The sequence below is a fragment of the Haematobacter genomosp. 1 genome, assembly GCF_002196855.1.
In the GTDB taxonomy this organism is placed as follows: Bacteria; Pseudomonadota; Alphaproteobacteria; order Rhodobacterales; family Rhodobacteraceae; genus Haematobacter.
In genome coordinates this window covers 78051-102181 of the sequence record NZ_NIPW01000003.1, presented here as the reverse complement: position 1 = coordinate 102181, position 24131 = coordinate 78051, and the positions used below count along the sequence as shown (strand labels likewise).

Genomic DNA, 24131 nt, shown 5'->3' with positions numbered 1-24131 from the left:
TCAATCCCGTCCGAAGGGAAAGCCGCCTCAGCCGGTGAAACAGTTTGCGCGTCCGTCGGCGCGTATCGTCTGCGCCCCGTCCTGAATCGCGGCCCCCCGACGCTGGACGAAAGCCGTCGGCCGACGCGGGTCACGTCCCTTAGGGTCCGGCAGAATCGCGGCCAGCCGCGCGGCCTGCGGCGGCGTGAGCCGGGCGGCATCGACATTGTAGTAGTGCTGCGCCGCCGCCTGAACGCCAAAGACCCCCTCACCGAATTCCGCCACGTTCATGTAGACCTCAAGGATCCGCCGCTTGGACCAGAACGTCTCCACCAAGGGCGTCAGCACGGCCTCCAATGCCTTGCGCGGCCAAGAGCGGCCCTGCCAGAGGTAGACGTTCTTCACCGTCTGCTGGCTGATAGTGGAGGCGCCACGCTGGCCGCCCGCATCAATGGCACGCCTTATCTCACCCATGTCGAAGCCCCAGTGCAGGCAGAAATTCGCATCCTCCGCCGCGACGATGGAGCGGGCCATTACGGGGGCCACGTTCTCGAAATCCACCCATTCCTGCTCAACCCCGCCGAGCCTACGGGATTCTGCGGCCATGTAGATGGTCGTGGGCGGATTGAAGAGCGAGAAGAACAGCACAGCGGCGAGCAGCACGGCCACCAGCCCGATCCCCCCGCGGATCGCCCAGCGGGCCATGTCCTTCCGGCCGGGCGCGAGGCGGACGCGCGCGGGGGCTGAAGCGGCCTTCGAACGGGCGGTCTTTGCGGGTTTCGCCATGGCGGAGCCAGACCATGTGGCGTCTCACCGGTCAAGTGCGACATGATGTGCGGATATGGAAAACGACCGCTGTGGATTATGAGCGGCACCCGACCGGATGCCGACGCGAGTCCCGATGCACGTGCGGGGACATCCACTGCCTCTCCGCCCTACGCCAATATCAGCGGCAAGTCCCCCCGCACGTGCGTCGGGACTTGCCGCCCGCGTGATCGCCCCCCTCACCGGCGGATACGGGTGCATGACAAAACGGTCGGCCCCGACCATCGCGGGCAGGCGCTGCGCGGTGGGGTGCACGCGGGATGGACCGCGGGGTGATGCCGCGGCCGCCAAGGCGATGTCGGACACGCCTGCGGGGGCCGCCGGCACGCGGCCCACCCTCCTACGTGCAGGAGGGCGCGCGACATGCCATGGGCCATGCCGCGGCAGGCGCTCCGGGGAAGCCGGTCAGACCTCCGCCAGCGCCCGGACGATGGCATCGCCCATCTGCGAGGTGCTGAGCGGCGCACGGTCGCCCGCCTGCATCAGATCAGCCGTCCGGTCGCCATCGGCCAGCACCTTCTCCACCGCGCGCTCCAGCCGGTCGGCCTCCGCACCACGGTCGAAGGAGTAACGCAGCGCCATGGCGAAGGAGAGGATGCAGGCGATCGGGTTGGCCTTGCCCTGCCCCGCGATATCCGGCGCAGAGCCGTGCACCGGCTCATAGAGCGCCTTCGGCCGCCCGTTGGCCATCGGCGCACCGAGGCTCGCGGAGGGCAGCATGCCGAGGGAGCCGGTCAGCATCGCGGCAAGATCTGACAGCAGATCGCCGAAGAGGTTGTCCGTCACGATGACGTCGAACTGCCTCGGCCAGCGGGTGAGCTGCATGGCACCGGCATCGGCATACATATGCGTCAGCTCCACGTCAGGGTATTCGTCGTCGTGGACCTTCTGGACGACTTCACGCCACAGAACGCCGGATTCCATCACATTGGCCTTCTCCATCGAGCAGACCTTGTTGTTGCGCCGCCGCGCCAGCTCGAAAGCGGAGCGGGCAACGCGGGCGATCTCGGATTCCGTATAGCGCTGGGTGTTGATGCCCACCCGCTCATTGCCTTCGATGAAGATGCCGCGCGGCTCGCCGAAATAGACGCCCGAGGTCAACTCCCGCACGATCATGATGTCGAGCCCGGCCACCACCTCGCGCTTGAGCGAGGAGAAATCGGCCAGCGCGTCGAAGCACTGTGCAGGCCGGAGGTTCGCGTAGAGGTCCATCTCCTTGCGGAGGCGCAGCAGCCCCCGCTCCGGCTTCACCGAAAAGTCCAGCACATCGTATTTCGGCCCGCCCACTGCACCGAGCAGCACCGCATCCACCGATTGCGCCAGTTCCATCGTCTCGTCCGTGAGCGGCGTGCCATGCGCGTCATAGGAACAGCCGCCGACAAGACCCTCATGAATGTCGAAGACAAGGCCCTGACCAGCAAACCAGTCGATGACCTTGCGGACCTCGGTCATCACTTCGGGGCCGATGCCATCGCCGGGCAGGATGAGAAGCGACGGGTTAGACATGGACAATTCCTCCTAATGCGCCGGGATGGCCTAGCCTTCGTCCCTCCGCCGGTCAAGCGGCGTGGATCAGAACGGGGCTGCGGACTCCCGCCGAACCGACCCGTCCCGCATGCCGCCGGCCGTCTCTGCGGGAGGCGTCGGGACGTCCGATCCCGGCCTGCGGGCAGTCGCTCGCTCCGCCTGCGGCGACGGAAGCGGATCGCCGGAGTGCTGCGGGACTACTCCATCGGCTGCCTCCACGCGCGGCGAGGGGAGCACCACATCCACCACCACGACGGCATGGCGATCCTCCCCCTCCGGCGGGAGCAGAGCGGCGGAGAGAAGCGTCAGATCGCGGGAGGGTAGGACATAGTCCACACGCAACCGGCCGGGCCCCGGCTTGCCGGAGCGGAGCACGGTCCAGTCTGCCGTCGCCGTGCCTCCCTCGGGATCGGCAGGGCGGGGATCGGCCAGACGGGGATCGGCCAGAAGGCGCGCCATGCCCTGCCGCATGCCATCGCCGCCTTCGGGATCCAGGTTGGCGTCCCCCATCAGCACGAAGGGCGCAGAAGGCGGCGGACCAAGACGTCCGTCCAGCAGTGCACCCCAGATCGCTGTTTCGTCGTGATTGCGGCGCAGGCTGGTCTCCCCGCCGAAGGCTGGCGGCCCTGCGCACCAGGTCAGCAGCGTCACCCGCCCGGCCCCCCACAGAAGGGGCACCTGCCAATGCCCGGTGGTGGAGAGCCTTTGCGCCGCCGCCGCCGGGCCGGTCAGGGGGGAAAAGTTACCGGGAAAGTCGCGCCAGAGCATCGCGCTGTGATCGACGATCTCCTCTCGCGCGATGGGCAGGCGGGACAGCAGGGCCATTGCCTTCTCCCCGCTGAAATTCCCGAACCCCTGCGCGTCGGCCGGCCCGCCCAGACGCCCGTCGCCATCGAGATCCAGCCCCGTCGCCATGCCGGTGTTCGGCCGGAGCGCCAGCCGATGCGGATAGTCGAGGCCCGCCGCCCGCACCCGATCCGCGAGGGCGTCGAGCGCCAGCCCGTCGTGGTCCCAATCGATGCCGCACAGCAGCAGCACATCCGCCCCCGCCGCCACGATCCGGCGCACCGCAGTTTCCACCCCCGGCGCGCCCGGTTTCAGCAGGTCACGATACAGCAGGCCCGGCCCGTCACGGGTGAGTTCGGTCGTATATTGCGCAAGCCGCAGCCGGTCACCCGCATAGGCGGGTGTGACGAGGAGCAGAAGAAAAAGAAGCCGCAGCATCCCTGCAGGATGTCACGACTTCCCTAAGACGCGGTTAACACGCGCCCGAAACGCCCCGAGTTAGCGCAGACGGCCGCCGGAAAATCCCGTCTTCGGCACGGGGATCCGGCCCGGTGTCCCGCCGCCCCGACCGTTGACGGGCTTTCCGGCAGCCCGCGAGCCGGTCAGGCCCAGGGGCGGGACATGCGGGTCTTGGCCTCATAGGCGTCGATGTCGCCCGCGTTCTCCAGCGTCAGCCCGATGTCGTCGAGACCGTTCAGCAGGCAGTGCTTGCGGAACGGGTCGATCTCGAAGTGGAACACCTCTCCATCGGAGGCGGATACGGTCTGCGCCTCCAGATCCACCGTGATCCGCGCGTTGGAGCCGCGGCGGGCATCATCCATCAGCCGATCCACCTGCTCCTGCGGAAGCGCGATCGGCAGGATGCCGTTCTTGAAGCAGTTGTTGTAGAAGATGTCGGCAAAGCTGGTGGAGACCACGCAGCGGATGCCGAAATCCAGAAGCGCCCAGGGAGCATGCTCGCGTGAAGAGCCACAGCCGAAGTTGTCGCCCGCGACGATGATCTCCGCATTGCGATAGGCGGGCTGGTTCAGCACGAAATCCGGCTTCTCCGACCCGTCGGCCTCATAGCGCATCTCGTCGAACAGGTTCTTGCCCAGCCCCGTCCGCTTGATCGTCTTGAGGAACTGCTTCGGGATGATCATGTCGGTGTCGATATTGACCAGCGGCATCGGCGCGGCGACCCCGGTCAGCGTGGTGAAGCGGTCCATCAGGCAGTCTCCCTTTCGCCGGTCAGTTCGCGCACGTCCACCAGATGGCCCGCGATACCCGCGGCGGCGGCCATGGCGGGGCTCATCAGGTGTGTGCGTCCGCCGCGGCCCATGCGACCCTCGAAGTTGCGGTTGGACGTGCCCGCGCAACGCTCACCAGGGGCGAGCTGATCGGGATTCATGCCGAGGCACATGGAGCACCCCGCCAGCCGCCATTCGAAGCCCGCCGCGCGGAAGATGTCGGCCAGCCCCTCCTCCTCCGCCTGCAACCGCACGAGACCCGATCCCGGCACCACCATGCCCCGCACGCCGGAGGCGAGCTTGCGCCCCTTCAGCACGGCGGCGGCGGCGCGCAGATCCTCGATCCGGCCATTGGTGCAGGAGCCGATGAACACGGCATCGATCGGGATCTCCGACAACGGGGTTCCGGGCGTCAGACCCATGTAGTCGAGGCTCCGCCGCGCGGCTTCCGCCTTTGCGCCCGGAAAATCCTCTGGGTTCGGCACGATGCCGGTGATCGGCAGCACGTCCTCCGGGCTGGTGCCCCAGGTGACGACGGGAGCGATATCCTCTCCGCGGAGCGTGACCACCTTGTCGTAATGCGCGCCCTCATCCGTGAAGAGCGTATTCCAGTAGGCGACCGCCGCCTCCCACGCCGCGCCCTTGGGCGCATGCGGCCGGCCCATGACATAGGCGAAGGTCGTCTCGTCCGGCGCGATGAGGCCCGCGCGTGCGCCGCCCTCGATCGCCATGTTGCAGACGGTCATCCGGCCTTCCATCGACAGTTCGCGAATCGCCTGACCGCAATATTCGATGACATATCCGGTGCCGCCCGCCGTGCCGGTGGCGCCGATGACGGAGAGCGTGATGTCCTTGGCGGTCACGCCGGGGCGGAGGCTCCCGGTGATCTCCACCTTCATGTTCTTCGACTTCTTCTGGATCAGTGTCTGGGTGGCCAGCACATGCTCCACCTCCGACGTGCCGATCCCGTGCGCCAGCGCGCCGAAGGCCCCGTGCGTCGCGGTATGGCTGTCGCCGCAGACGACGGTCATGCCGGGCAGCGTCCAGCCCTGCTCCGGCCCGACGATATGCACGATCCCCTGCCGGATGTCGTTCACCGGATAATAGACCACGCCGAAATCGCGGGCGTTCTTGTCCAGCGCATCGACCTGAATGCGGGATTCCTCGTTGTCGATGCCCTTCTCACGGTCCCAGGTGGTGGGAACGTTGTGATCGGGCACGGCGATGGTCTTTTCGGGCGCGCGAACCTTGCGGCCCGTCATCCGCAGCCCCTCGAAGGCTTGCGGCGAGGTCACCTCATGCACGAGGTGCCGGTCGATATAGAGAAGGCAGGTGCCGTCTTCGGACTGGTGGACGACGTGATCGTCCCAGATCTTGTCATAAAGCGTGCGGGGACCGCGGCTGACGGTGTCGGCTGACATCGGAATTCACTCCGTTCGGAATGGCTGTTGCGCGGCAATGCGCGCGGCTTTTCGGAAGGGTGTCGCAAGGCGCATGGGGCGGACGCGTGACGGCGCCGCCCGCGCGATCAAAGTCGCCCGAGGATCGAATGCTCCACGCCGAAGAAACGGCCCGGAAGCCGTGCGCGGTCGTGGATATTGAAATAGACGAAGCCTCTCATGGCCGCTCTCATAGCCGCATTTCCGGCGGCAGGCAAGCACCCACCGCCGCACGGCGCAACAACTGGATGGCAGATGCGCGCAACGGGCAAGTTTATTGCGCGCACCTGCGGGACTGGATGGACCGGCACCGCTTCGCTGCCCGTCACGGGCAGCTTCGCCGGGAGGGATGACCTCCCCCGAGCCGCTCTGTCGAAACGCCCTGTCGAAACGCCCTGCGGAACCGGATCAGCCCTTCGCCAGCTCCGCGTCGATCGCCGCGACGATGCGGGGATCGTCCGCCGGAATATCGGGGGCAAAGCGGGCGACAACCTGGCCATCGCGGGAAATGAGGAATTTCTCGAAGTTCCATTGCACCTCGGGCCGCGGGTTCATGGCGATCCCCTTGCCCTCCAGCCGGGCGCGCCAGGGCCCCTCGCCCTCCGCTTCCGGGATCGCCCCGATCAGCGCGGTATAGAGCGGGTGGCGATTTTCTCCGGCCACGGAGATCTTGGAGAACATGGGAAAGCTCACGTCATAGGTGAGGGAGCAGAACTCAGCGATCTCGCTGTCCGACCCCGGCTCCTGACCCAGAAAGTCGTTCGCGGGGAAGCCCAGCACCTCGAAGCCCTGATCCTTCTTGCCCTCGTAGAGCGCCTCCAGCCCGGCATATTGCGGGGTGAGGCCGCATTTCGACGCGACATTGACGATGAGGAGCACCTTGCCGGCATGGGCGCCAAGCGTGTCGGGGCTGCCGTCGATGCGGGTGAGCGGAAGGGTGGTGAGCGTATCCATGGAGGGTCTCCGGCAGGGGTTTGTCAGCGGCTTTCCGGCAGGGCGTCGCGCATGCTGCCCCCCCGGATGCCGCCATGCACCATGCCCCAGCCGCGCCCCGCCGTCACCCCCGCCCGTCGGGAGGTCATCACTTCTGCGCGGGAGAAGGAAAATCGCGGCGGCGGCGGCACGAATCCGGGGCCGCTGTGCATTGAGAAATCGCCGTCGAAGTGTTAAATGGATAAGCGTCCCGGCGCCGGGGAGGATCGGGCGCGCAGATAAGGAGGACAATGTCCTGTCGTACATATCGCCCGCGGTCGGCGCCAAGACCGCTCCGGGAGCCACGGCCTTGAGCGCCGCACCCGAAGGGACAATCGCAGAGCCCTCCAGTGAGGAGGTCCTGTCCCGCATCGTCGCCTCGCTGGATGACGACAAGGCCGAGGAGATCGTGACGATCGACCTCAGGGGCCGGTCGTCGGTCGCCGATTACATGGTGATCTGCTCCGGCCGGTCGTCGCGTCAGGTGGCCGCCATCGCCGACAAGCTCGTCGAGCGTCTGAAGGAGGACTACGGTCGCTCCTGCAAGATCGAAGGCAAGGAACAGGGCGACTGGGTGCTGATCGACGCGGCCGATGTCATCGTTCACGTCTTCCGCCCGGAAGTGCGCGAGTTCTATCAGCTCGAGAAGATGTGGATGCCCACCGGCCCCCGCGCCGCCTGAGCCATCGACCTGCCTTGACGTTCTGCCGGCGACCTGCGGGAGCCTCGACGACGGAGCCTCTGCCCGACGACGGTGAGAACGATTTGGCCGAGGGGTGCCGCATCTGCGGTGCCGGGAGATATGACGCGCCGTGAAAGTGCAGATTTGCGCCGTGGGCCGGCTTCGAAGCGGCCCGGAGGCGGAGCTTGTGTCGGATTATCTCGCGCGTTTCGACCGGACGGGTCGTCCGCACGGCCTTGGCCCCGCGACAGTCGCGGAGGTTGAGGACCGCAAAGGCGGTGGCATGGCCGCGGAGGCGGAGCTTCTGCAACGCAGCCTGCCCGCCGGTGCCCTGACCGTCGTGATGGACGAGCGGGGGCAGATGCCCTCCTCCCCCGATTTCGCGGCGATGCTTGTCCGCTGGCGCGACCAGGGGCGCGATGTGGCCTTCGTGATCGGCGGGGCGGACGGGTTGTCTCCCGCCTTCCGTGACCGGGCCGACGCCGCCCTCTCGCTGGGCACGATGGTCTGGCCGCATATGCTCGTCCGGGTGATGCTGGCCGAACAGCTCTACCGCGCCGCGACCATCGTCGCCGGAACCCCTTACCACCGCTCCTGAACCAACGCGCCTGAAATCCCCCCGCACTCCGCCCCGCCCGGTCAGGCGCCGCCCCCGGCGCGCCGACCGCCGGACCACTGACAGCGGCCGCCGCACGAAACCGTCACCGAAGGGCGGCGGAGTTGCCTTGCGCAGCGGCGGAGCGTAGAACGCCTGCGACCCGGCCGTTGCCATCCGCCTTTGCCAGCCAAGGAGCCCTTCATGCCGTCGATAAAGCCCGTGGTTCTCTGCATTCTCGACGGTTGGGGATTGCGGGAGGAGCGGGAGGCGAATGCCCCGGCGCTGGCCGCCACGCCGAATTTCGACAGGCTGTGGACCGGCTCTCCGCATGCGACGCTCATCACCCACGGCCCGGACGTGGGCCTGCCGACGGGGCAGATGGGCAATTCGGAGGTCGGCCACACCAATATCGGCGCCGGCCGCGTGGTGGCGATGGATCTGGGACAGATCGACCTCGCCATCGAGGATGGCAGCTTCTTCGCCAATGAGGCCCTCCGCACTTTCCTCGCGCGTGTGGGGGCGGCGAACGGGCGGGTGCATCTGATGGGCGTCATCTCCGACGGCGGCGTGCATGGTCACATCGAACATGTGCTGGCCGCGGCCCGTGCCGCGACGGAGGCGGGGCTCGCCGTGCTCGTCCACGCGATCACCGACGGGCGGGATGTGGCGCCCACCTCCGCCCCCGGCTTCATCGCCGATCTGGCGGCGCGGCTGCCCGCCGGAGCGGAGATCGCCACGGTTTCGGGCCGCTATTACGCCATGGATCGCGACAACCGCTGGGAGCGGGTGGGCCTTGCCTATGACACCATCGTGCGGGGCGGCGGCGAGCGCGCGCCGGATGCCGCGACCGCCGTGGCCGCAGCCGCAGCGCGGGGCGAAACCGACGAATTCATCCGGCCCACGATCATCGGCGGCTATGCGGGCGCGCAGGATGGCGACGGATTCTTCTCCCTGAATTTCCGGGCCGACCGCACGCGCGAGATCATGGCCGCCATCGGCGCGCCCGGCTTCGACGCTTTCGACACCGGGCCGCGGCCCGACTGGTCGGCGCTGCTCGGGATGGTGGAATATTCCGATGCCCACAACGCCTACATGACGACCGCCTACCCCAAGCGGGACATCGTGAACACGCTCGCCTCCTGGGTGGCGGATCATGGGCTGCGGCAGTTCCATATCGCGGAGACGGAGAAATATCCCCATGTCACCTTCTTCCTGAACGGCGGCAGGGAAGCCCCGATGACGGGGGAGGACCGCTACATGGCGAAATCCCCCAAGGTCGCGACCTACGACCTGCAACCCGAAATGTCGGCGGATGAGGTGACCGATCACCTCATCGCCGCGATCGGGGAGGGCTACGACCTCATCGTGGTGAACTATGCCAACCCGGACATGGTGGGCCATACCGGCATCCTCTCCGCCGCCATCGCCGCCTGCGAGACGGTGGACCGGGGGCTGGGCCGGGTGATCGCCGCCGTGGATGCCGCAGGCGGGGCGCTGATCGTCACCGCCGACCATGGCAACTGCGAAACGATGGTCGATCCCGTGACGGGCGGGCCGCATACGGCCCATACCACGAACCCCGTTCCGGTGATCCTTCATGGCGGACCTGAGGGGGTGTCGCTGGCGCCGGGCAGGCTCGCCGATCTCGCACCGACGGTGCTGGACCTCATGGGCCTGCCGAAGCCGGTGGAGATGACCGGCGAAAGCCTCGTGCGGCGATGAGCGGTTCCGGGACGGCCATGCGGCAGATCGCGCTGCCCCTGCTTCTCGCGCTCGGTCTGGCCACGCCGCTCAGGGCGCAGGACGATCCGGCCGATGCCGCGCGTTCGGCGGCGGCATCGCTCGCGGCGGCGATCGACAGCCTGGACACCGCGACCGGCGCGCAGGACCGGGTCGCGGCCCTCACCCTCACCATCCGCGCCTATGAGGACGGTCTGGCCGCCGCGCGGGAGGCGCTGCGCCGCGTGACCTACCGGGACGCGGAAATCCGTGCCGACCTGAACGGAAAGCGGGAGCGCGTCTCCCGGCTGGTGGGCGTGATGACGGGGATGAGCCGCGATCCCGCCCCGGTCCGCGTGCTGCATCCCGCCGGTCCGCTCGGCGCGGCGCAGGCGGCGATGATCCTTGGCGACATTGCCCCGGCGCTGGAGGCGGAGACGCATACGCTCCGGCAGGAACTGGCGGAGCTGGGGGAGTTGCGCGCCCTCCAGCAGCAGGTCACCGAGATGCTGGAAAAGGGCCTTGGCGCCGCGCAGACCGCGCGCACCGATCTGGCGCAGGCGATCTCCGACCGGCGTGACCTGCCGCAGCGCTTCACCGAAGACCCCGCCGTGCTCCGCGCGCTGATCGAGAGCCACGATACGCTCGACAGCTTCGCCGAAGCCGTTGCGGGCGGAGAGAAGGTGACCCCGGGCGAAGGGCCGTTCGGTTCGGTCAAGGGCGACCTCATGCTGCCGGTGGCGGGCGAGCTGCTCCGCGGCTACCGGGAGCCCGACGCGGCGGGCGTGAGCCGCCCCGGCATGATCGTGGCCGCCCCGCCCCGCGCGCTGGTGGTGACGCCCGCATCGGCGACGATTCGCTACATCGGCCCGCTCGACGGCTATGGCAACGTGGTGATCCTCGAACCGGCGGCGGGCTATCTGATGGTGCTGGCCGGGCTGGGAGAGGCCTACGGCCGCATCGGGCAGGTCGTGCCCGCAGGCTCTCCCGTGGGCCTGATGGGAGGCGAGGATACCCGCACTGCCGAACTCTCCGCCGATATCGCCGGCCGCGCACGAAATGTCGCAGGTGCACAGAATGTCGTGAACGATGCCCCCCCGGATGCACAAGCCGCTGGCGCGACGGCCCCGGAGACGCTTTACATTGAGGTCAGGCAGGGGGGGTCGCCCGTGGACCCCGCCGAGTGGTTCGCTGAGACAAGGATGTTTCCATGAAGAAGTTCGTGATGGCCGCGCTCGGCGGCACGGTTGCCGGGGTGCTGCTCACCACGCAGGTCGCAGGGCCGCTTGTGGCGCAGGAAGCCAAGGAGAATGCTTCCGTCTATCAGCAGCTCGATCTCTTCGGGGACATCTTCGAGCGGATCCGCGCCCAGTATGTGGAGCCGGTGGATACCTCGAAGCTGATCCAGGCGGCGATCAACGGGATGCTCACCTCGCTCGATCCGCATTCCAGCTATCTCGCGCCCGACGATTTCAGCGACATGCAGGTGCAGACCAAGGGCGAATTCGGCGGCCTCGGCATAGAGGTCACCCAGGAGGAGGGCTTCGTCAAGGTCGTCTCCCCCATGGACGGCAGCCCGGCTGACAAGGCGGGCATCCAGTCCGGCGACTACATCACCCATGTGAATGGCGACACCGTCATGGGCCTGACGCTGGATCAGGCGGTCGACATGATGCGCGGCCCCATCGGGTCGGAGATCACCATCACCGTCGTGCGCAAGGACAAGCCCGAGCCGTTCGACGTGACGCTGACCCGCGACACGATCAAGCTCACCGCCGTTACCGCCCGCATGCAGGGCTCCACGGTTGTGCTCCGCGTCTCCACCTTCAATGACCAGACGTTCCAGAACCTTGAGGACGGCTACAAGAAGATGCTGGAGGAGGCCGGCGGCGCGGACAAGGTGTCAGGCGTCGTGCTCGATCTGCGCAACAACCCCGGCGGTCTGCTCACCCAGGCGATCAAGGTGTCGGATGCGTTCCTAGAATCGGGGGAGATCGTCTCAACCCGCGGGCGCAACCCGCAGGACGGGGAGCGTTACAACGCCACCGCCGGCGACATCACCGGGGCAAAGCCGATGGTGGTGCTGATCAACGGCGGCTCCGCCTCGGCATCGGAGATCGTGGCGGGCGCGCTTCAGGATCACCGCCGCGCGGTGGTCGTCGGCACCAAATCCTTCGGCAAGGGCTCGGTGCAGACCGTGATCCCGCTCAAGGGCGACGGGGCGATGCGGCTGACCACGGCGCGCTACTACACGCCGTCGGGCCGGTCGATCCAGTCCCTCGGCGTCTCGCCCGACATCTGGGTGGAGCAGCCGCCGCCCAAACCCGCAGCGGAGGAAGAGGGCACGCCCAACACGCTGGCGGCGCGGATGCGCTCGGAAGCCGACCTTCGCGGCGCGATCACCAACGACAGCATGACGGATGACGAACGCAAGCAGCTTCAGGAGGAGCAGCATCAGGCCGAGCTCGCCGCGAAACTGCGGACGGAGGACTATCAACTCGCCTATGCCGTGGATATCCTGAAAGGGCTGTCCGCGCTCGAACTGCCGCAGTAAGGCGGCGCTGCACGGCACAGGACACGCGGACGGACCGCCCGGCTTCATGCCGGTGGTCCTGACGGACGGAGGAACCATGGCCAAGGAACTGCCCTACCGCCCCGGCGCGGGCGTGATGCTGCTCAATCAGGCGGGCCTCGTCTGGGCGGGGATGCGCCGCGACACGGCGGGCGCATGGCAGATGCCACAAGGCGGGCTGGACGAGGGAGAGGATCCTCGCGCCGCCGCCCTGCGGGAGCTGGAGGAGGAGACGGGCATCTCCCCCGACCTCGTCGATATCATCGCGGAGACCGGCTGGGTGAGCTACGATCTGCCGCCCGAACTGCTGGGCAAGGTCTGGAAAGGCCGGTATCGCGGGCAGCGGCAGAAGTGGTATCTCATGCGCTTCCACGGGGATGACAGCGCGGTGGACATCGCGCAGGATCACCCGGAATTCTCGCAATGGCGCTGGATGCGCGCGGACGATCTGTTGACCTACATCGTGCCGTTCAAGCGGACGCTTTATGTCGATGTCATCGATAGCTTTCGGACATATCTCACATAACAGTATTTTCTGCGTTGCAGCAAAAATCTGCTGCTCCGCATAAATGGTTGATTGATCGCTCCTTCGCTTCCTGTTTATGCCTGTCTGACTCGGAATGGGCTGCGGGGAGCGAAGATGCCAAACTTCCGGAAGATACTGATAGCGAACCGTGGCGAGATTGCGATCCGTGTGATGCGGGCGGCGAACGAGTTGGGCAAGCAGACGGTCGCAGTCTATGCGGAGGAGGACAAGCTGAGCCTCCACCGCTTCAAGGCGGACGAGGCTTACCGGATCGGGGAGGGGCTGGGGCCGGTTGCGGCCTATCTGTCGATCCCGGAGATCATCCGCGTGGCAAAGATGTCTGGCGCGGACGCGATCCATCCCGGCTATGGCCTGCTCTCGGAAAACCCCGATTTCGTGGAGGCCTGCGACGCGGCGGGCATCGTGTTCATCGGACCCAAGGCGGAGACGATGCGCGCGCTTGGCGACAAGGCAAGCGCGCGGCGGGTGGCGATAGCGGCCGGTGTGCCGGTGATCCCGGCCACGGAAGTGCTGGGCGATGATTTCGCCGCGATCCGGGCGGAGGCCGGGGAAGTCGGCTATCCGCTGATGCTGAAGGCAAGCTGGGGCGGCGGCGGCCGCGGGATGCGCCCGATCAACGGCCCCGATGAGCTGGAAGCCAAGGTGCGCGAAGGCCGGCGCGAGGCCGAGGCCGCCTTCGGCAATGGCGAGGGCTATCTGGAGAAGATGATCCTGCGCGCCCGCCATGTGGAAGTGCAGCTTCTCGGCGACGACCATGGCGGCCTCTACCATCTTTATGAGCGCGACTGCACCGTGCAGCGGCGCAACCAGAAGGTCGTGGAACGCGCGCCCGCCCCTTACCTCACGCCGGAGCAACGGGCGGAGATCTGCGAACTCGGGCTGAAGATCGGGCGGGCGGTGGGCTATCGCAACGCTGGAACGGTCGAGTTCCTGATGGATATGGACAGCGAGCAGTTCTACTTCATCGAGGTGAACCCCCGCGTCCAGGTCGAGCATACTGTGACGGAGGAAGTCACCGGCATCGACATCGTGCAGGCCCAGATCCGCATCGCGGAGGGCGAGACTCTGGCCGAGGCCACCGGAGCGCCGACGCAGGCCGATGTGCAGCTCAAGGGCCACGCGCTGCAATGCCGGGTGACGACGGAGGATCCGCAGAACAACTTCATCCCCGACTACGGCCGCATCACCGCCTATCGCACCGCGACGGGCATGGGCATCCGGCTGGACGGCGGCACGGCCTATGCCGGTTCCGTGGTCACGCGCTATTACGATTCGCTGCTGGTCAAGGTCACCGCCTGGGCCCAGACGCCGGAGAAGGCCATTGCCCGGATGGACCGGGCGCTCCGCGAATTCCGCATCCGGGGCGTGTCCACCAACATCGCCTTCGTCGAGAACCTGCTGAAACACCCGACGTTCCTGAGCCTCTCCTATACCACGAAGTTCATCGACACGACGCCCGAGCTCTTCCGGTTCGAGACCGGGCAGGACCGGGCGACGCGGTTGCTCACCTACATCGCCGACGTGACGGTGAACGGCCATCCCGAAACCAAGGGGCGCGGCCCGCTCGCCGCCGAGGTGCGGGCGCCGGTGCCGCCGTCCGTGACGCTGGACCCGCCCCCCGCAGGCACCCGGACGCTGCTGGACGAGCAGGGGCCGCAGGCGGTGGTGGACTGGATCGCCGGGCAGAAGAGGCTCCTGCTCACCGATACGACCATGCGCGACGGGCATCAGTCGCTGCTGGCCACCCGGATGCGGTCGATCGACATGGTGCGCGCGGCCCCGGCCTATGCGCATCTGCTGCCGGGGCTGTTTTCCGTGGAATGTTGGGGCGGCGCGACATTCGACGTGGCCTACCGCTTCCTCCAGGAATGCCCCTGGCAGCGGCTGCGCGACATCAGGGAGGGGATGCCCAATATCCTGACCCAGATGCTGCTCCGCGCCTCCAACGGGGTGGGTTATACCAACTATCCCGACAACGTCGTGCAGACCTTCGTGCGGCAGGCGGCGGAGTCCGGTGTCGATGTGTTCCGCGTGTTCGACAGCCTGAACTGGGTGGAGAACATGCGCGTGGCGCTGGACGCGGTGATGGAGTCGGGCAAGATCTGCGAGGCCGCGATCTGCTACACCGGCGACCTGCTGGACCCGGACCGGTCCAAGTATGATTTGCAATACTACCTGAAGATGGGCCATGAGCTGAAAGCCGCGGGCACCCATATCCTCGGCATCAAGGATATGGCGGGGCTTCTGAAACCCGCCGCCGCCCGGGTGCTGATCCGCACGCTGAAGGAGGAACTCGGCCTGCCGATCCACTTCCACACGCATGACACCTCCGGCATTGCCGGGGCCACGGTGCTGGCGGCGGCGGAAGCAGGGGCCGATATCATCGACGCGGCGATGGATGCGTTTTCGGGCGGCACGTCGCAACCGTGCCTCGGCTCCATCGTGGAGGCGCTGCGCCATACGGAGCGCGACACCGGGCTGGACATCGCCGCGATCCGCCAGCTCTCCGACTACTGGGAAGGCGTGCGCGCCCAATATGCCGCCTTCGAGGCCGGGATGCAGGCCCCCGCCTCCGAGGTCTATCTGCACGAGATGCCGGGCGGGCAGTTCACCAACCTCAAGGCGCAGGCGCGCTCCCTCGGGCTGGAGGATCGCTGGCCGGAGATCGCGCAGGCCTATGCCGATGCCAACCAGATGTTCGGCGACATCGTGAAGGTCACCCCCTCGTCCAAGGTGGTGGGGGACATGGCGCTGATGATGGTGTCACAGGGCCTCAGCCGGGCGCAGGTGGAGGATCCGGCCGTGGACGTGGCCTTCCCCGATTCCGTCATTGACATGATGAAGGGCAACCTCGGCCAGCCGCCCGGCGGTTTCCCGGAAGGCATTCTGAACAAGGTGCTGAAAGGCGAGCGGCCCGACACCACACGCCCCGGGGCGCGCATGGCCCCGGTGGATCTGGCGGAGGCGCGGGCGAAGCTGGAGGCCGACCTGCCCGGCGAACACGTGGATGACGAGGATTTCGCCGGCTGGCTGATGTATCCCAAGGTGTTCCTCGACTACCGCGCGCGTCATCGCACCTATGGCCCGGTGCGGGCGCTGCCGACGCGCACCTTCTTCTACGGCATGGAACCGGGCGAGAGCGTGGAAGCCGCGCTCGACCTCGGCAAGACACTGGACATCCGCCTCCAGACCGTTGGCGAAACCTCGGACGAGGGCGAGGTCAAGGTGTTCTTCGAGCTGAACGGCCAGCCGCGCGTGATCCGCGTGGCCGACCGGTCCGCCGTGGCGAAGGCCGGCGCGCGCCCCAAGGCGGCCGAGGGCAATCCCGCCCATATCGGTGCCCCCATGCCCGGCTCGATCGCTACCGTTCTGGTGAAACCCGGCGCGAAGGTGCGGGCCGGAGATCTCCTCCTCACCATCGAGGCGATGAAGATGGAAACCGGCCTTCATGCCGACCGCGAAGCCGTCGTGAAGGCCGTCCATGTCGCCCCGGGCAACCAGATCGACGCCAAGGATCTCCTCGTCGAAATGGAGTGAATACACGCCACGCCTCTCATCGGAGCAGGCGTGGCAAGCATCGTGCGCAGCCAGAGGGAGGTGCAGCCGCCTCTGCCCGAGGTCTGTCATGCCGACGGGGGCAGTGCGCTCCCTCGATCCGATGCGTGCGGGCGGCCATCCGCCGGATGACTTTCCCACTTCGGATGACCCCCTTCACGGAACGGGCCGCGACGCCTACTGCTGCTGCGAGCAGCAGGGAGAACGCTCGTCGATGCCCTCCCCCGCGCCTCGCCTTTGCAGGACGTGAGCCGGAGGGAGCCAGCCCCGCATTTCACCCCCATGGACCGTCTGAAGGTATCGGACCGGGCAGGCTGAAAAGGGATTTCCAGGTCTGCGCTGGAGCGGAGATCGTTCGCGATTCAGAAAAATCCAGCCGTAAATCTACCCATAGCAGATCAATCCGGGGTAGATTTCCTGATTTCCAGAGCGGAGGCATGAGACCTCGGAATTGTGCAGCGGCCTGTGAGGATGCACGAGCCCTGTCTCCCGCCGATGGAAAGGGCTGATCCGCAGAAGGCTCGGTTTCTCCGCGACGGCGTTGGAAATCCTGCCCGAGGCAAGCCGTGTTTCCATCCCCGGCGGGCTACTCGCGTCCTGTGGAGTCATCGAGATCGGTCGGACGGTCGATGTCGTGGAGCATCCGGGGCGGCACCTCGATCAGCCCGTCTCCGCGAATGGTCTGCAGAAGGCTTCCCGCCCCCCTGTCACCCTCAAGGGCCAGAAGGGTGTCGAACCTGTCCGAATCGAAGGCCGCGGGGGGCATGCGCCGCGCGCCATCCGTCACACAGGCCGCGCCCCCACGCGACAGCACCGCCGCCATCGTCACCGTGTCGATGCGCGGCATGTCGGCAAGCACGATGAGCAGCCGCTCCGCCCCCATCGCGCGCGCCCTCCTCACCCCGAGGCGGAGGCTCGCGGACTGCTCCGCCGGACGGGGTGGATCGAGCCTGTCATAGCCGGGCAGCAGCGGCGACAGGTCCGCCGCCGCCACGGCGATCCGCGCCTCCAGCGGCACCGCCGCCAGCGCCGAGGCGGCCCATGTGATGAGCGGGCGCCCGCGCCAGTCGGCCAGCAACTTGTCCTGCGTCCCGAAACGCCGCGACAGGCCTCCGGCGAGCAACAGCCCCACCCTCATGCGCCCCCCCTGCCACAGGCCGTGGAAAACAACCGGGCGGCAGGGAACAGGAGCGCACCACGCGGACTTGGCGCTGCATGGCAAACAGCTTCTTCCTCTCCGCCAGGCAAATCTGGCAAAGAATCGGCGACAACCACCTGTCTCTCATCGCGGCGGGGGTGGCCTTCTACACGATGTTCGGCCTGTTCCCCGCCATCACCGCCGTCATGGCCATCGCGGCGCTGCTGACGACGCCTGCCGATATCGTCGCGCAACTGAATGCGCTGAGCAGCGTCGTGCCGGAGGAGGTCGCAAGAACCGTGATCTCGCAGGCGAGTGCGGTCGCCGCGGCACCGGGCGCCGGACTGGGGCTGACGGCGATCTTCGGCCTCGGGCTGGCGCTCTGGTCGGCCTCCCGGGGGGTGGGAAGCCTCATTCAGGGGCTGAATGTGGCGTATGATGCGCGGGAGGAGCGGAACTTCGTTCATCTGACGCTCGTGACCCTCACTCTGACCCTGGCGGGCGTTGTGGGGGTGGTTGTCGTGCTGGCACTGATCGCGCTCCTGCCCGCCGTTTTCGCCATTTTCGGCGAGGATGAGCTTTGGGCACAGATTGCGAACTGGCTTCGCTGGCCCGTGCTGTTGGCAACCATGATCGTCGGGCTGTCCCTTGTCTATCGGTTCGGCCCCTGTGGCAGCCGCGGACGGCGGTTCGCACCCGGGGCAGCCCTGGCCTGTCTGCTCTGGCTCGTGGTTTCCATCGGATTTTCGGTCTATGTCAGCCATTTCGCAAGCTATAACGAAACTTTCGGCGCGCTTGGCAGCGTCATCGTCCTGCTGATGTGGATATGGCTGTCCACGTTCATCGTCCTGCTCGGCGCAGAGGTAAACGCCGAGATTCAACGCCGCGGCACACTGGGCAAGGCTGCGAGCGAGGGGATCAGGCCCGCCCGCGGCTTCGGATGAGCGGATGCGACATTTCACCACCCCTTCGTCAACGGGAAATCCGGGATAGTTTATCTTTTCCCTAGGAATTGGTTTTGACCCCCGGATGTTCGCGAGGTAATGACGGCCCGACAGGAATGGAGGTCGCCATGAACCGTTTTCACGCCCTGCTCGGCACTGCCGCGCTCGGTCTTGCTCTTGCCGGAGCGCCCGTGATGGCGGAGCCGCTGACCATCCAGCATCAGCAGGGCACGCTCGAACTGCCCGCGACGCCGCAGAAGGTGCTCGTTCTGGATATCGTGTCTCTGGACGACATGGATGCGCTCGGGGTGGAGCCTGCCGGTGTCATCGGCTCCAACCTGCCGCCCTATCTGCGGAAATACGCGGATGACAAATACCTCAAGATCGGCACCCTGTTCGAGCCGGACTATGAAGCGATCAACGCGGCGGAGGGCGATCTTGCCATCGTCGGCGGCCGGTCGCGGTCGAAATATGCCGAAGTGGCGGCCCTGCTGCCGACCATCGACATGACGGTGACGAACGACGCCGAATTCGTCGATCATGTGAAGTCCAACGTGACGACGCTCGGCGCGCTGTTCGGCAGGTCTGACAGGGCCGCCGAACTGAACACCGCGCTGGACGAAAAGGTCGCGCGGCTGGAGGCGGATGCGGCGGATGAGGGAACGGCCCTGATCCTCGTCACCAATGCGGGCAAGCTCGGCGCCTACGGGCCGACCTCCCGCGTGGGCTGGCTGCATACGCTGATCGGCTTCCCGACGGTGGAGAAAAGCATCGACGACCGCTTCCACGGTGGCGACGTGGTGTCCTTCGAATACATTCTCGAAAAGAACCCGAAATGGCTTTTCGTGATCGACCGGGATGCCGCCGTCGGCCAGTCGGAGCCGGGCGTCGCGGCCAAAGCCGTGCTCGACAATGAAATCATCCACCGCACCGATGCGTGGAAGGAAGGCCGGATCGTCTATCTGGACCCGGCTTCCGCCTATGTGACCTCGGGCGGCTATACCGCGTTCACCACGCTGGTCGATCAGGTGCAGGCGGCGGTTTCCAAGGACCGTGGCGAGTAATCCCGACATCACCGGGGGCGGGCCACGGCCGGTCCTTTCGGCACTTCTTCTGCCCGCCGCGATCTGCCTCACACTGGCGCTCGCGGCGGTCAGCCTTTTCGTGGGCGTGACGGACATCCGGCTTTCGGGCCTGTTCACCGGCACCGCGACATCGGAACAGGCGCTGGTTCTGGCCGCGAGCCGCATTCCCAGAACGGCGGCGCTGCTGCTCGCCGGATCCTCGATGGCGATTGCGGGTCTCATCATGCAGATGATGATCCGCAACCGCTTCGTCGAACCCTCCACCGCCGGGACGGTCGAATCGGCGAGCCTCGGCCTGCTGCTCGTCACGCTCTTCGCTCCCGCCTGGCCCATCTGGGGCAAGATGCTGGTCGCCGCGGGCTTTGCCGCAGCGGGCACATGGCTTTTCCTCCGGCTCCTCCGGCTCGTTCCGCTCCGCGATGTGCTGATGGTGCCGCTGGTCGGCATCATGCTGGGCGGTATCATCGGCGCGGCCACGACCTTTCTCGCCTATCGCGCGGATCTGCTTCAGACGATGCTCGCCTGGACGACGGGGGATTTCTCGGGCGTGCTGCGCGGACGCTACGAGCTTCTCTATATCGGCTTCGCGCTGGCCGTTGTCGCCTATATCGCGGCGGACCGGTTCACCGTCGCGGGGATGGGCCGGGACTTCGCGACCAACCTCGGGCTGAACTACCGGCGTGTCGTGGCACTGGGGCTGACCATCGTGTCGCTCATCACGGCCGTGGTGGTGGTGAGCGTGGGGATGATCCCGTTCCTCGGTCTCATCGTGCCGAATGTCGTCAGCCTGATGATCGGCGACAACATGCGCCGCGCCGTGCCCTGGGTCGCGGTGCTGGGCGCGGCCTTCATCCTTGCCTGCGACATCCTCGGGCGGCTGATCCGCTATCCCTACGAGATCCCGATCGGCGTGGTGGTCGGCGTGATCGGCAGCGGGATGTTCCTCTGGCTGCTTCTGAGGAAACCGCATGGCCGCTAACCGCCCCCGCCTTGTCATCCTGCTGCTGGCCATCGTGGCGGCGCTGGCCGTGACGGCGTTCATGACGCTCGGGGCCAAGGGGAGCTGGGCCTTCGTGCTGAAGTTCCGGGGCCTGAAACTCGCGGGGCTGGTGCTGGTGGCCTATGCGGTCGCGGTCTCCACGGTGATGTTCCAGACGGTCACCGCGAACCGCATCCTCACGCCCTCCGTCATGGGGTTCGACGCGCTCTACGTGCTGATCCAGACGCTGCTCGTCGCCGCCATCGGCTCCCATGCCGCGGCGGTGCTGAACCCGAACCTGCTGTTCGCGGCCAAGGTCGTGCTGATGGTGGTGTTTTCGGGCCTGCTGTTCCGCTGGCTGTTTCTGGGCGAGGAGCGGAGCCTCCATCTCCTCGTGCTCGTCGGTATCATCTTCGGGGTGTTCTTCCGCAGCATCTCCACGCTGATCCAGCGCATGCTCGACCCGAACGAGTTCATGGTCCTGTCGGACAGCCTCTTCGCCAGTTTCAACAGCGTTCAGCCCGCGCTGCTCGGGGCCTCTGCCGTGCTGATCGGACTGGCCTCCATCGTGGGCTACCTGATGCTGAACCGGCTGGACGTGCTGACGCTGGGCCGCCCCATGTCGATCGGCCTCGGCCTGCCCTACAGGCAGACGGTGGCGATCATCCTGGCCATCGTCGCGCTGCTCGTCTCCGTCTCCACGGCGCTTGTCGGTCCGGTGACGTTCTTCGGCCTGCTGGTGGCGAGCCTCGCGCATGTCATGGCCGGCAGCGCGAAGCACCGTCATCTGCTGCCCGTCGCGGTGCTGCTCGCCATCATCTGCCTTGTCGGCGGTCAGACGGTGCTGGAGCGGGTGTTCGGCTTCAACACGGCTCTGTCGGTCATCATCGAATTCCTGGGCGGCATCGCCTTCATCCTGCTCATCATACGCCGGGGGGCCAGATGATCCACGCCTCGAACCTCAGCAAGACCTATGGCGACACGGTCGTCGTCGATGATGTGACGCTGACCCTGCCCGCCCGCGGCGTCACCTCGATCATCGGGCCGAACGGGGCGGGGAAGTCCACCTTCCTGTCGATGGTGAGCAGGCTGCTGGCGATGGACAGGGGCACCGTCACCGTGGACGGGCTCGACGTGACGAGGACGCCCTCCGACGTGCTGGCGCGGCGGCTTGCGATCCTGCGGCAGGACAATCACCTGACCTCCCGCCTGACGGTGCGCGATCTGGTGACCTTCGGGCGCTATCCCTACACCAAGGGCCGCCCCAATAGCGAGGACCGCGTCCATGTGGAACGCGCGCTCGGCTATCTGAACCTCGAACCTCTGGCCGATAGGTTTCTGGACGAGATCTCCGGCGGGCAGCGGCAGCGGGCTTTCGTCGCCATGGTGCTGTGTCAGGACACCGATTACGTGCTGCTGGACGAGCCGCTGAACAACCTCGATCTGAAACATGCGCAGGCGATGATGAAGACGATGCGCGGTGCCACGCGCGATCTGGGCAAGACCGTGGTCATGGTGCTCCACGACATCAATTTCGCCGCCTGGTATTCCGACCATATCGTCGCCATGCGGGAGGGCCGCGTCGCCATCGCCGGGACGGTGGAGGAAGTCATCCGCCCCGACGTGCTCCGCGACATCTATGAGGTCGATATCGCGGTGGAGGAATTCGGCGGCCGTCGGGTGGCTCTGTTCTACGAATAGGCCCGCGCTCCACGCACAGGCCCCCGGACACACCACCTGACGCCCACCGGGAAGGCTCGCGCGTGTCAGGACGCGCGTCATCAGGCAAAAAAGCACGCCCACTGGCGGACCGGCTGTCCGTGCCGGGGTGCGCCAGCACCCTCTCACCGGAACCTGCGGACCCTGCGGCAGCGCCCCGCCCCGAATGAGCGGGCCGGGACGCCGGGAGGAGTGAAGCCGCCCGCGCGTCCAGTGCTGGCGGCGGGCGCCTCAAAGGACTCCAGTCCACAGCTCAGTGATGTGCATGCGGATCAGCCCCGCCGTCCTTGCGGGCCTCGACGTTGAAGACGACGGGAACCTTGCCGGTCTTTTCAAACACCAGCGTGGCCGGGATCTTTTCCCCCGCCGTCCATGGCGTGCCGTTCAGCCCGGTGAACATGACGTGATAGCCGCCCGGAGCAAGGGTGACGGTCTGCCCCGGCGCGATTTCCACCGCCTCGACATGGGTCATTCTGGCGACCCCGTCTTTTTCTTCCGACAGGTGGATCATCGGGTTGCCCACCTTTGCCTCCACGCCGACGAGCCGGTCGGGAGCGCTGCCCGTATTGGTGATCGACAGATAGCCGGCGGCAGCACGGGCGGAGGAGGGAACCTCGAACGAATAAGGGTGGCCGATGGTCAGCTCACCCGCCTTGAACTCATGCGCAAGCGCAGGGACGGCAAGGAGCGGCGTGGCGAAAAGGGTTGCAGCCAGAAGCGTGCGGAACATGGGAAATCTCCGTGAAAGCGTTTGTCAGGTGAGGTCGCGTTTCACGAAAGCGGCGGGCCGCGCGGCAAGGGGTTGAAAAACGGTGGCCCCGCCCGCAGCGTCAGCGGGCCGAGCGTCGTCGAGACCGTGCCGGACAGCCGCCAGACCATGCCCGGCAACGGCGGTGTCGGCGCGTGATCCAGAGCGTGCAGAAACGCACAGGGATCCGAGCGCACCTCCTCGACCGGGACGCCGCTTCCGTCGAGCGCGATGACCCGCATCCCGTCGCCCGAACAGATCACCACATAGCGCAGGTCGAGAAGCCCCATCGACACGGCCGCTGCCGAAACCTTCGGCAGCAGGATGCCCGCGGCGACGAGCAGGATGGAAAGAAGGCGCAGCAGCCTGACGATCATGGCGGGGACCATACTGACGCGCACATGGTCTGGAAAGGCGCAGAATGTCCTATGCCTGCTCGCCGGGCAGGATCGCCTCATGCCTACCGGGACCAGCCCTGCCCGTTTGCGACCCCGGGCCGCAATCGCCTCGCGCGCGGCATGAAGCGCAACGCTGCCCTCGCCCGGAACAGGCAGGGCCACAATCCCCCCACCGCATAAGGCACGCAAGCGGGTCGGGGCAGGCAGCGCGCACCCGCGGGGACAGGGGGCAAACTGAAGGGATTATTTCCGCCGCCGGGGGCATGGCGCTCTTATTCTGCCGCAGGGGCATGCCGCGGGTCATCCTGTGACTTCTCGCTGAGAGGGGGCAACCCAGCGCGCCTTCCACCCGCAGAACGCCCAAAGGCCAAAGGTGGCTCATCGCTGACAAGGCATCGCGCGCGGCAGGTGGCCGACCGCTGGCGGATCCCGATCCGTCGCGGCCACCGGATGTCAGCCTGAATGCCTGAATGCCTGAATGCCTGAATGCCTGAATGCCTGAATGCCTGAATGCCTGAATGCCTGAATGCCTGAATGCCTGAATGCCTGAATGCCTGAATGCCTGAATGCCTGAGAAGGCCATACTCAGCAGGCCAGACAACACAAGACACGAAAGCACATGAAACGCCTCCCGGGTCACCGCAGACATGCGATATTGGAGAGGGAGCAGCGCCGGAAGCAGCCCAGCGC

21 protein-coding genes are annotated in these 24131 nt (G+C 66.8%); 12 read left to right on the top strand and 9 right to left on the bottom strand.

Translation table 11 applies throughout. The annotated features are described in order from the left end of the window. Positions 1 to 27: 27 nt before the first annotated feature. From mtgA to CDV49_RS00565, 6 genes are all read right to left on the bottom strand, one after another. Positions 28 to 765, bottom strand: a complete 738-nt coding sequence (gene mtgA, locus CDV49_RS00590; RefSeq protein ID WP_088213639.1) for a monofunctional biosynthetic peptidoglycan transglycosylase — start codon at positions 763 to 765, stop codon at positions 28 to 30. Positions 766 to 1209: 444 nt separating this feature from the next. Then, complete coding sequence (leuB, locus tag CDV49_RS00585; protein WP_088213638.1) at positions 1210 to 2310, bottom strand: 3-isopropylmalate dehydrogenase; 1101 nt, start codon at positions 2308 to 2310, stop codon at positions 1210 to 1212. A gap of 66 nt (positions 2311 to 2376) precedes the next feature. After that, positions 2377 to 3555: an endonuclease/exonuclease/phosphatase family protein gene (locus tag CDV49_RS00580; protein WP_088213637.1), complete on the bottom strand. Its 1179-nt coding sequence runs from the start codon at positions 3553 to 3555 to the stop codon at positions 2377 to 2379. A gap of 164 nt (positions 3556 to 3719) precedes the next feature. Next, complete coding sequence (gene leuD / locus CDV49_RS00575; protein ID WP_088213636.1) at positions 3720 to 4325, bottom strand: 3-isopropylmalate dehydratase small subunit; 606 nt, start codon at positions 4323 to 4325, stop codon at positions 3720 to 3722. Then, a complete protein-coding gene (leuC, locus tag CDV49_RS00570) occupies positions 4325 to 5767 on the bottom strand; it encodes a 3-isopropylmalate dehydratase large subunit (RefSeq protein ID WP_088213635.1) in 1443 nt (480 codons plus the stop codon). Before leuC ends, leuD begins: the two co-directional genes overlap by 1 nt. A gap of 426 nt (positions 5768 to 6193) precedes the next feature. After that, the gene (locus CDV49_RS00565; protein ID WP_088213634.1) at positions 6194 to 6739 is read right to left on the bottom strand and encodes a glutathione peroxidase; all 546 of its coding nucleotides are present in this window, start codon (positions 6737 to 6739) and stop codon (positions 6194 to 6196) included. 220 nt (positions 6740 to 6959) lie between these two features. Here CDV49_RS00565 and rsfS point away from each other — a divergent pair, with 220 nt between their 5' ends. The 7 genes from rsfS (at position 6960) to CDV49_RS00530 (ending at position 16412) form a co-directional block, all read left to right on the top strand. Then, positions 6960 to 7439, top strand: coding sequence for a ribosome silencing factor (gene rsfS / locus CDV49_RS00560; protein WP_373447774.1), 480 nt, complete (start codon positions 6960 to 6962; stop codon positions 7437 to 7439). A 130-nt stretch (positions 7440 to 7569) separates the two neighbouring features. Continuing rightward, positions 7570 to 8037 carry a 23S rRNA (pseudouridine(1915)-N(3))-methyltransferase RlmH gene (gene rlmH / locus CDV49_RS00555; protein ID WP_088213633.1) on the top strand — a complete coding sequence of 156 codons (468 nt, stop codon included), beginning with the start codon at positions 7570 to 7572 and terminating at the stop codon, positions 8035 to 8037. 201 nt (positions 8038 to 8238) lie between these two features. Next, positions 8239 to 9759 carry a 2,3-bisphosphoglycerate-independent phosphoglycerate mutase gene (gpmI, locus tag CDV49_RS00550; protein WP_088213632.1) on the top strand — a complete coding sequence of 507 codons (1521 nt, stop codon included), beginning with the start codon at positions 8239 to 8241 and terminating at the stop codon, positions 9757 to 9759. Positions 9760 to 9776: 17 nt separating this feature from the next. Beyond that, on the top strand, positions 9777 to 10970 hold the full coding sequence (locus CDV49_RS00545; protein ID WP_306424927.1) for a murein hydrolase activator EnvC family protein: 1194 nt from the start codon (positions 9777 to 9779) through the stop codon (positions 10968 to 10970). Continuing rightward, complete coding sequence (locus CDV49_RS00540) at positions 10967 to 12310, top strand: S41 family peptidase (protein ID WP_088213631.1); 1344 nt, start codon at positions 10967 to 10969, stop codon at positions 12308 to 12310. Before CDV49_RS00545 ends, CDV49_RS00540 begins: the two co-directional genes overlap by 4 nt. A gap of 76 nt (positions 12311 to 12386) precedes the next feature. Then, complete coding sequence (locus CDV49_RS00535) at positions 12387 to 12854, top strand: RNA pyrophosphohydrolase (RefSeq protein WP_088213630.1); 468 nt, start codon at positions 12387 to 12389, stop codon at positions 12852 to 12854. A 114-nt stretch (positions 12855 to 12968) separates the two neighbouring features. Beyond that, complete coding sequence (locus CDV49_RS00530; RefSeq protein ID WP_088213629.1) at positions 12969 to 16412, top strand: pyruvate carboxylase; 3444 nt, start codon at positions 12969 to 12971, stop codon at positions 16410 to 16412. A 604-nt stretch (positions 16413 to 17016) separates the two neighbouring features. On the opposite strand, the gene CDV49_RS00525 is transcribed toward CDV49_RS00530, so the two are convergent. Further along, positions 17017 to 17568 (bottom strand): nucleotidyltransferase family protein, encoded by a 552-nt coding sequence (locus CDV49_RS00525; protein ID WP_088213628.1) that lies wholly within the window; start codon positions 17566 to 17568, stop codon positions 17017 to 17019. 77 nt (positions 17569 to 17645) lie between these two features. Between CDV49_RS00525 and CDV49_RS00520 the strand changes: the two genes are divergently transcribed. From CDV49_RS00520 to CDV49_RS00500, 5 genes are all read left to right on the top strand, one after another. Further along, a complete protein-coding gene (locus tag CDV49_RS00520; RefSeq protein WP_088213627.1) occupies positions 17646 to 18512 on the top strand; it encodes a YihY/virulence factor BrkB family protein in 867 nt (288 codons plus the stop codon). Between the two features lie 128 nt (positions 18513 to 18640). Beyond that, entirely contained in the window at positions 18641 to 19576 is a 936-nt protein-coding gene (locus CDV49_RS00515) for a siderophore ABC transporter substrate-binding protein (protein WP_088213626.1), read from the top strand. Positions 19577 to 19625: 49 nt separating this feature from the next. Further along, positions 19626 to 20576, top strand: a complete 951-nt coding sequence (locus tag CDV49_RS00510; protein ID WP_179209080.1) for an ABC transporter permease — start codon at positions 19626 to 19628, stop codon at positions 20574 to 20576. Beyond that, on the top strand, positions 20566 to 21522 hold the full coding sequence (locus tag CDV49_RS00505; protein ID WP_088213624.1) for an iron chelate uptake ABC transporter family permease subunit: 957 nt from the start codon (positions 20566 to 20568) through the stop codon (positions 21520 to 21522). The genes CDV49_RS00510 and CDV49_RS00505 overlap by 11 nt, the downstream gene beginning before the upstream one ends. Next, positions 21519 to 22277 carry an iron ABC transporter ATP-binding protein gene (locus CDV49_RS00500; protein ID WP_088213623.1) on the top strand — a complete coding sequence of 253 codons (759 nt, stop codon included), beginning with the start codon at positions 21519 to 21521 and terminating at the stop codon, positions 22275 to 22277. The genes CDV49_RS00505 and CDV49_RS00500 overlap by 4 nt, the downstream gene beginning before the upstream one ends. A gap of 271 nt (positions 22278 to 22548) precedes the next feature. On the opposite strand, the gene CDV49_RS00495 is transcribed toward CDV49_RS00500, so the two are convergent. Together CDV49_RS00495 and CDV49_RS00490 are read right to left on the bottom strand one after the other, a co-directional pair. Continuing rightward, positions 22549 to 23025, bottom strand: a complete 477-nt coding sequence (locus tag CDV49_RS00495; RefSeq protein ID WP_088213622.1) for a copper chaperone PCu(A)C — start codon at positions 23023 to 23025, stop codon at positions 22549 to 22551. A gap of 41 nt (positions 23026 to 23066) precedes the next feature. After that, positions 23067 to 23420, bottom strand: coding sequence for a hypothetical protein (locus CDV49_RS00490; RefSeq protein WP_143413091.1), 354 nt, complete (start codon positions 23418 to 23420; stop codon positions 23067 to 23069). Between the last annotated feature and the right edge of the window lie 711 nt (positions 23421 to 24131).

What these genes read in the sequence shown, in the direction of transcription:
- mtgA (WP_088213639.1), bottom strand. Translation starts at nt 765, where the DNA reads ATGGCGAAACCCGCAAAGACCGCCCGTTCGAAGGCCGCTTCAGCCCCC.
- leuB (WP_088213638.1), bottom strand. Translation starts at nt 2,310, where the DNA reads ATGTCTAACCCGTCGCTTCTCATCCTGCCCGGCGATGGCATCGGCCCC.
- CDV49_RS00580 (WP_088213637.1), bottom strand. Translation starts at nt 3,555, where the DNA reads ATGCTGCGGCTTCTTTTTCTTCTGCTCCTCGTCACACCCGCCTATGCG.
- leuD (WP_088213636.1), bottom strand. Translation starts at nt 4,325, where the DNA reads ATGGACCGCTTCACCACGCTGACCGGGGTCGCCGCGCCGATGCCGCTG.
- leuC (WP_088213635.1), bottom strand. Translation starts at nt 5,767, where the DNA reads ATGTCAGCCGACACCGTCAGCCGCGGTCCCCGCACGCTTTATGACAAG.
- CDV49_RS00565 (WP_088213634.1), bottom strand. Translation starts at nt 6,739, where the DNA reads ATGGATACGCTCACCACCCTTCCGCTCACCCGCATCGACGGCAGCCCC.
- gpmI (WP_088213632.1), top strand. Translation starts at nt 8,239, where the DNA reads ATGCCGTCGATAAAGCCCGTGGTTCTCTGCATTCTCGACGGTTGGGGA.
- CDV49_RS00545 (WP_306424927.1), top strand. Translation starts at nt 9,777, where the DNA reads ATGCGGCAGATCGCGCTGCCCCTGCTTCTCGCGCTCGGTCTGGCCACG.
- CDV49_RS00540 (WP_088213631.1), top strand. Translation starts at nt 10,967, where the DNA reads ATGAAGAAGTTCGTGATGGCCGCGCTCGGCGGCACGGTTGCCGGGGTG.
- CDV49_RS00535 (WP_088213630.1), top strand. Translation starts at nt 12,387, where the DNA reads ATGGCCAAGGAACTGCCCTACCGCCCCGGCGCGGGCGTGATGCTGCTC.
- CDV49_RS00530 (WP_088213629.1), top strand. Translation starts at nt 12,969, where the DNA reads ATGCCAAACTTCCGGAAGATACTGATAGCGAACCGTGGCGAGATTGCG.
- CDV49_RS00525 (WP_088213628.1), bottom strand. Translation starts at nt 17,568, where the DNA reads ATGAGGGTGGGGCTGTTGCTCGCCGGAGGCCTGTCGCGGCGTTTCGGG.
- CDV49_RS00520 (WP_088213627.1), top strand. Translation starts at nt 17,646, where the DNA reads ATGGCAAACAGCTTCTTCCTCTCCGCCAGGCAAATCTGGCAAAGAATC.
- CDV49_RS00515 (WP_088213626.1), top strand. Translation starts at nt 18,641, where the DNA reads ATGAACCGTTTTCACGCCCTGCTCGGCACTGCCGCGCTCGGTCTTGCT.
- CDV49_RS00505 (WP_088213624.1), top strand. Translation starts at nt 20,566, where the DNA reads ATGGCCGCTAACCGCCCCCGCCTTGTCATCCTGCTGCTGGCCATCGTG.
- CDV49_RS00500 (WP_088213623.1), top strand. Translation starts at nt 21,519, where the DNA reads ATGATCCACGCCTCGAACCTCAGCAAGACCTATGGCGACACGGTCGTC.
- CDV49_RS00495 (WP_088213622.1), bottom strand. Translation starts at nt 23,025, where the DNA reads ATGTTCCGCACGCTTCTGGCTGCAACCCTTTTCGCCACGCCGCTCCTT.
- CDV49_RS00490 (WP_143413091.1), bottom strand. Translation starts at nt 23,420, where the DNA reads ATGATCGTCAGGCTGCTGCGCCTTCTTTCCATCCTGCTCGTCGCCGCG.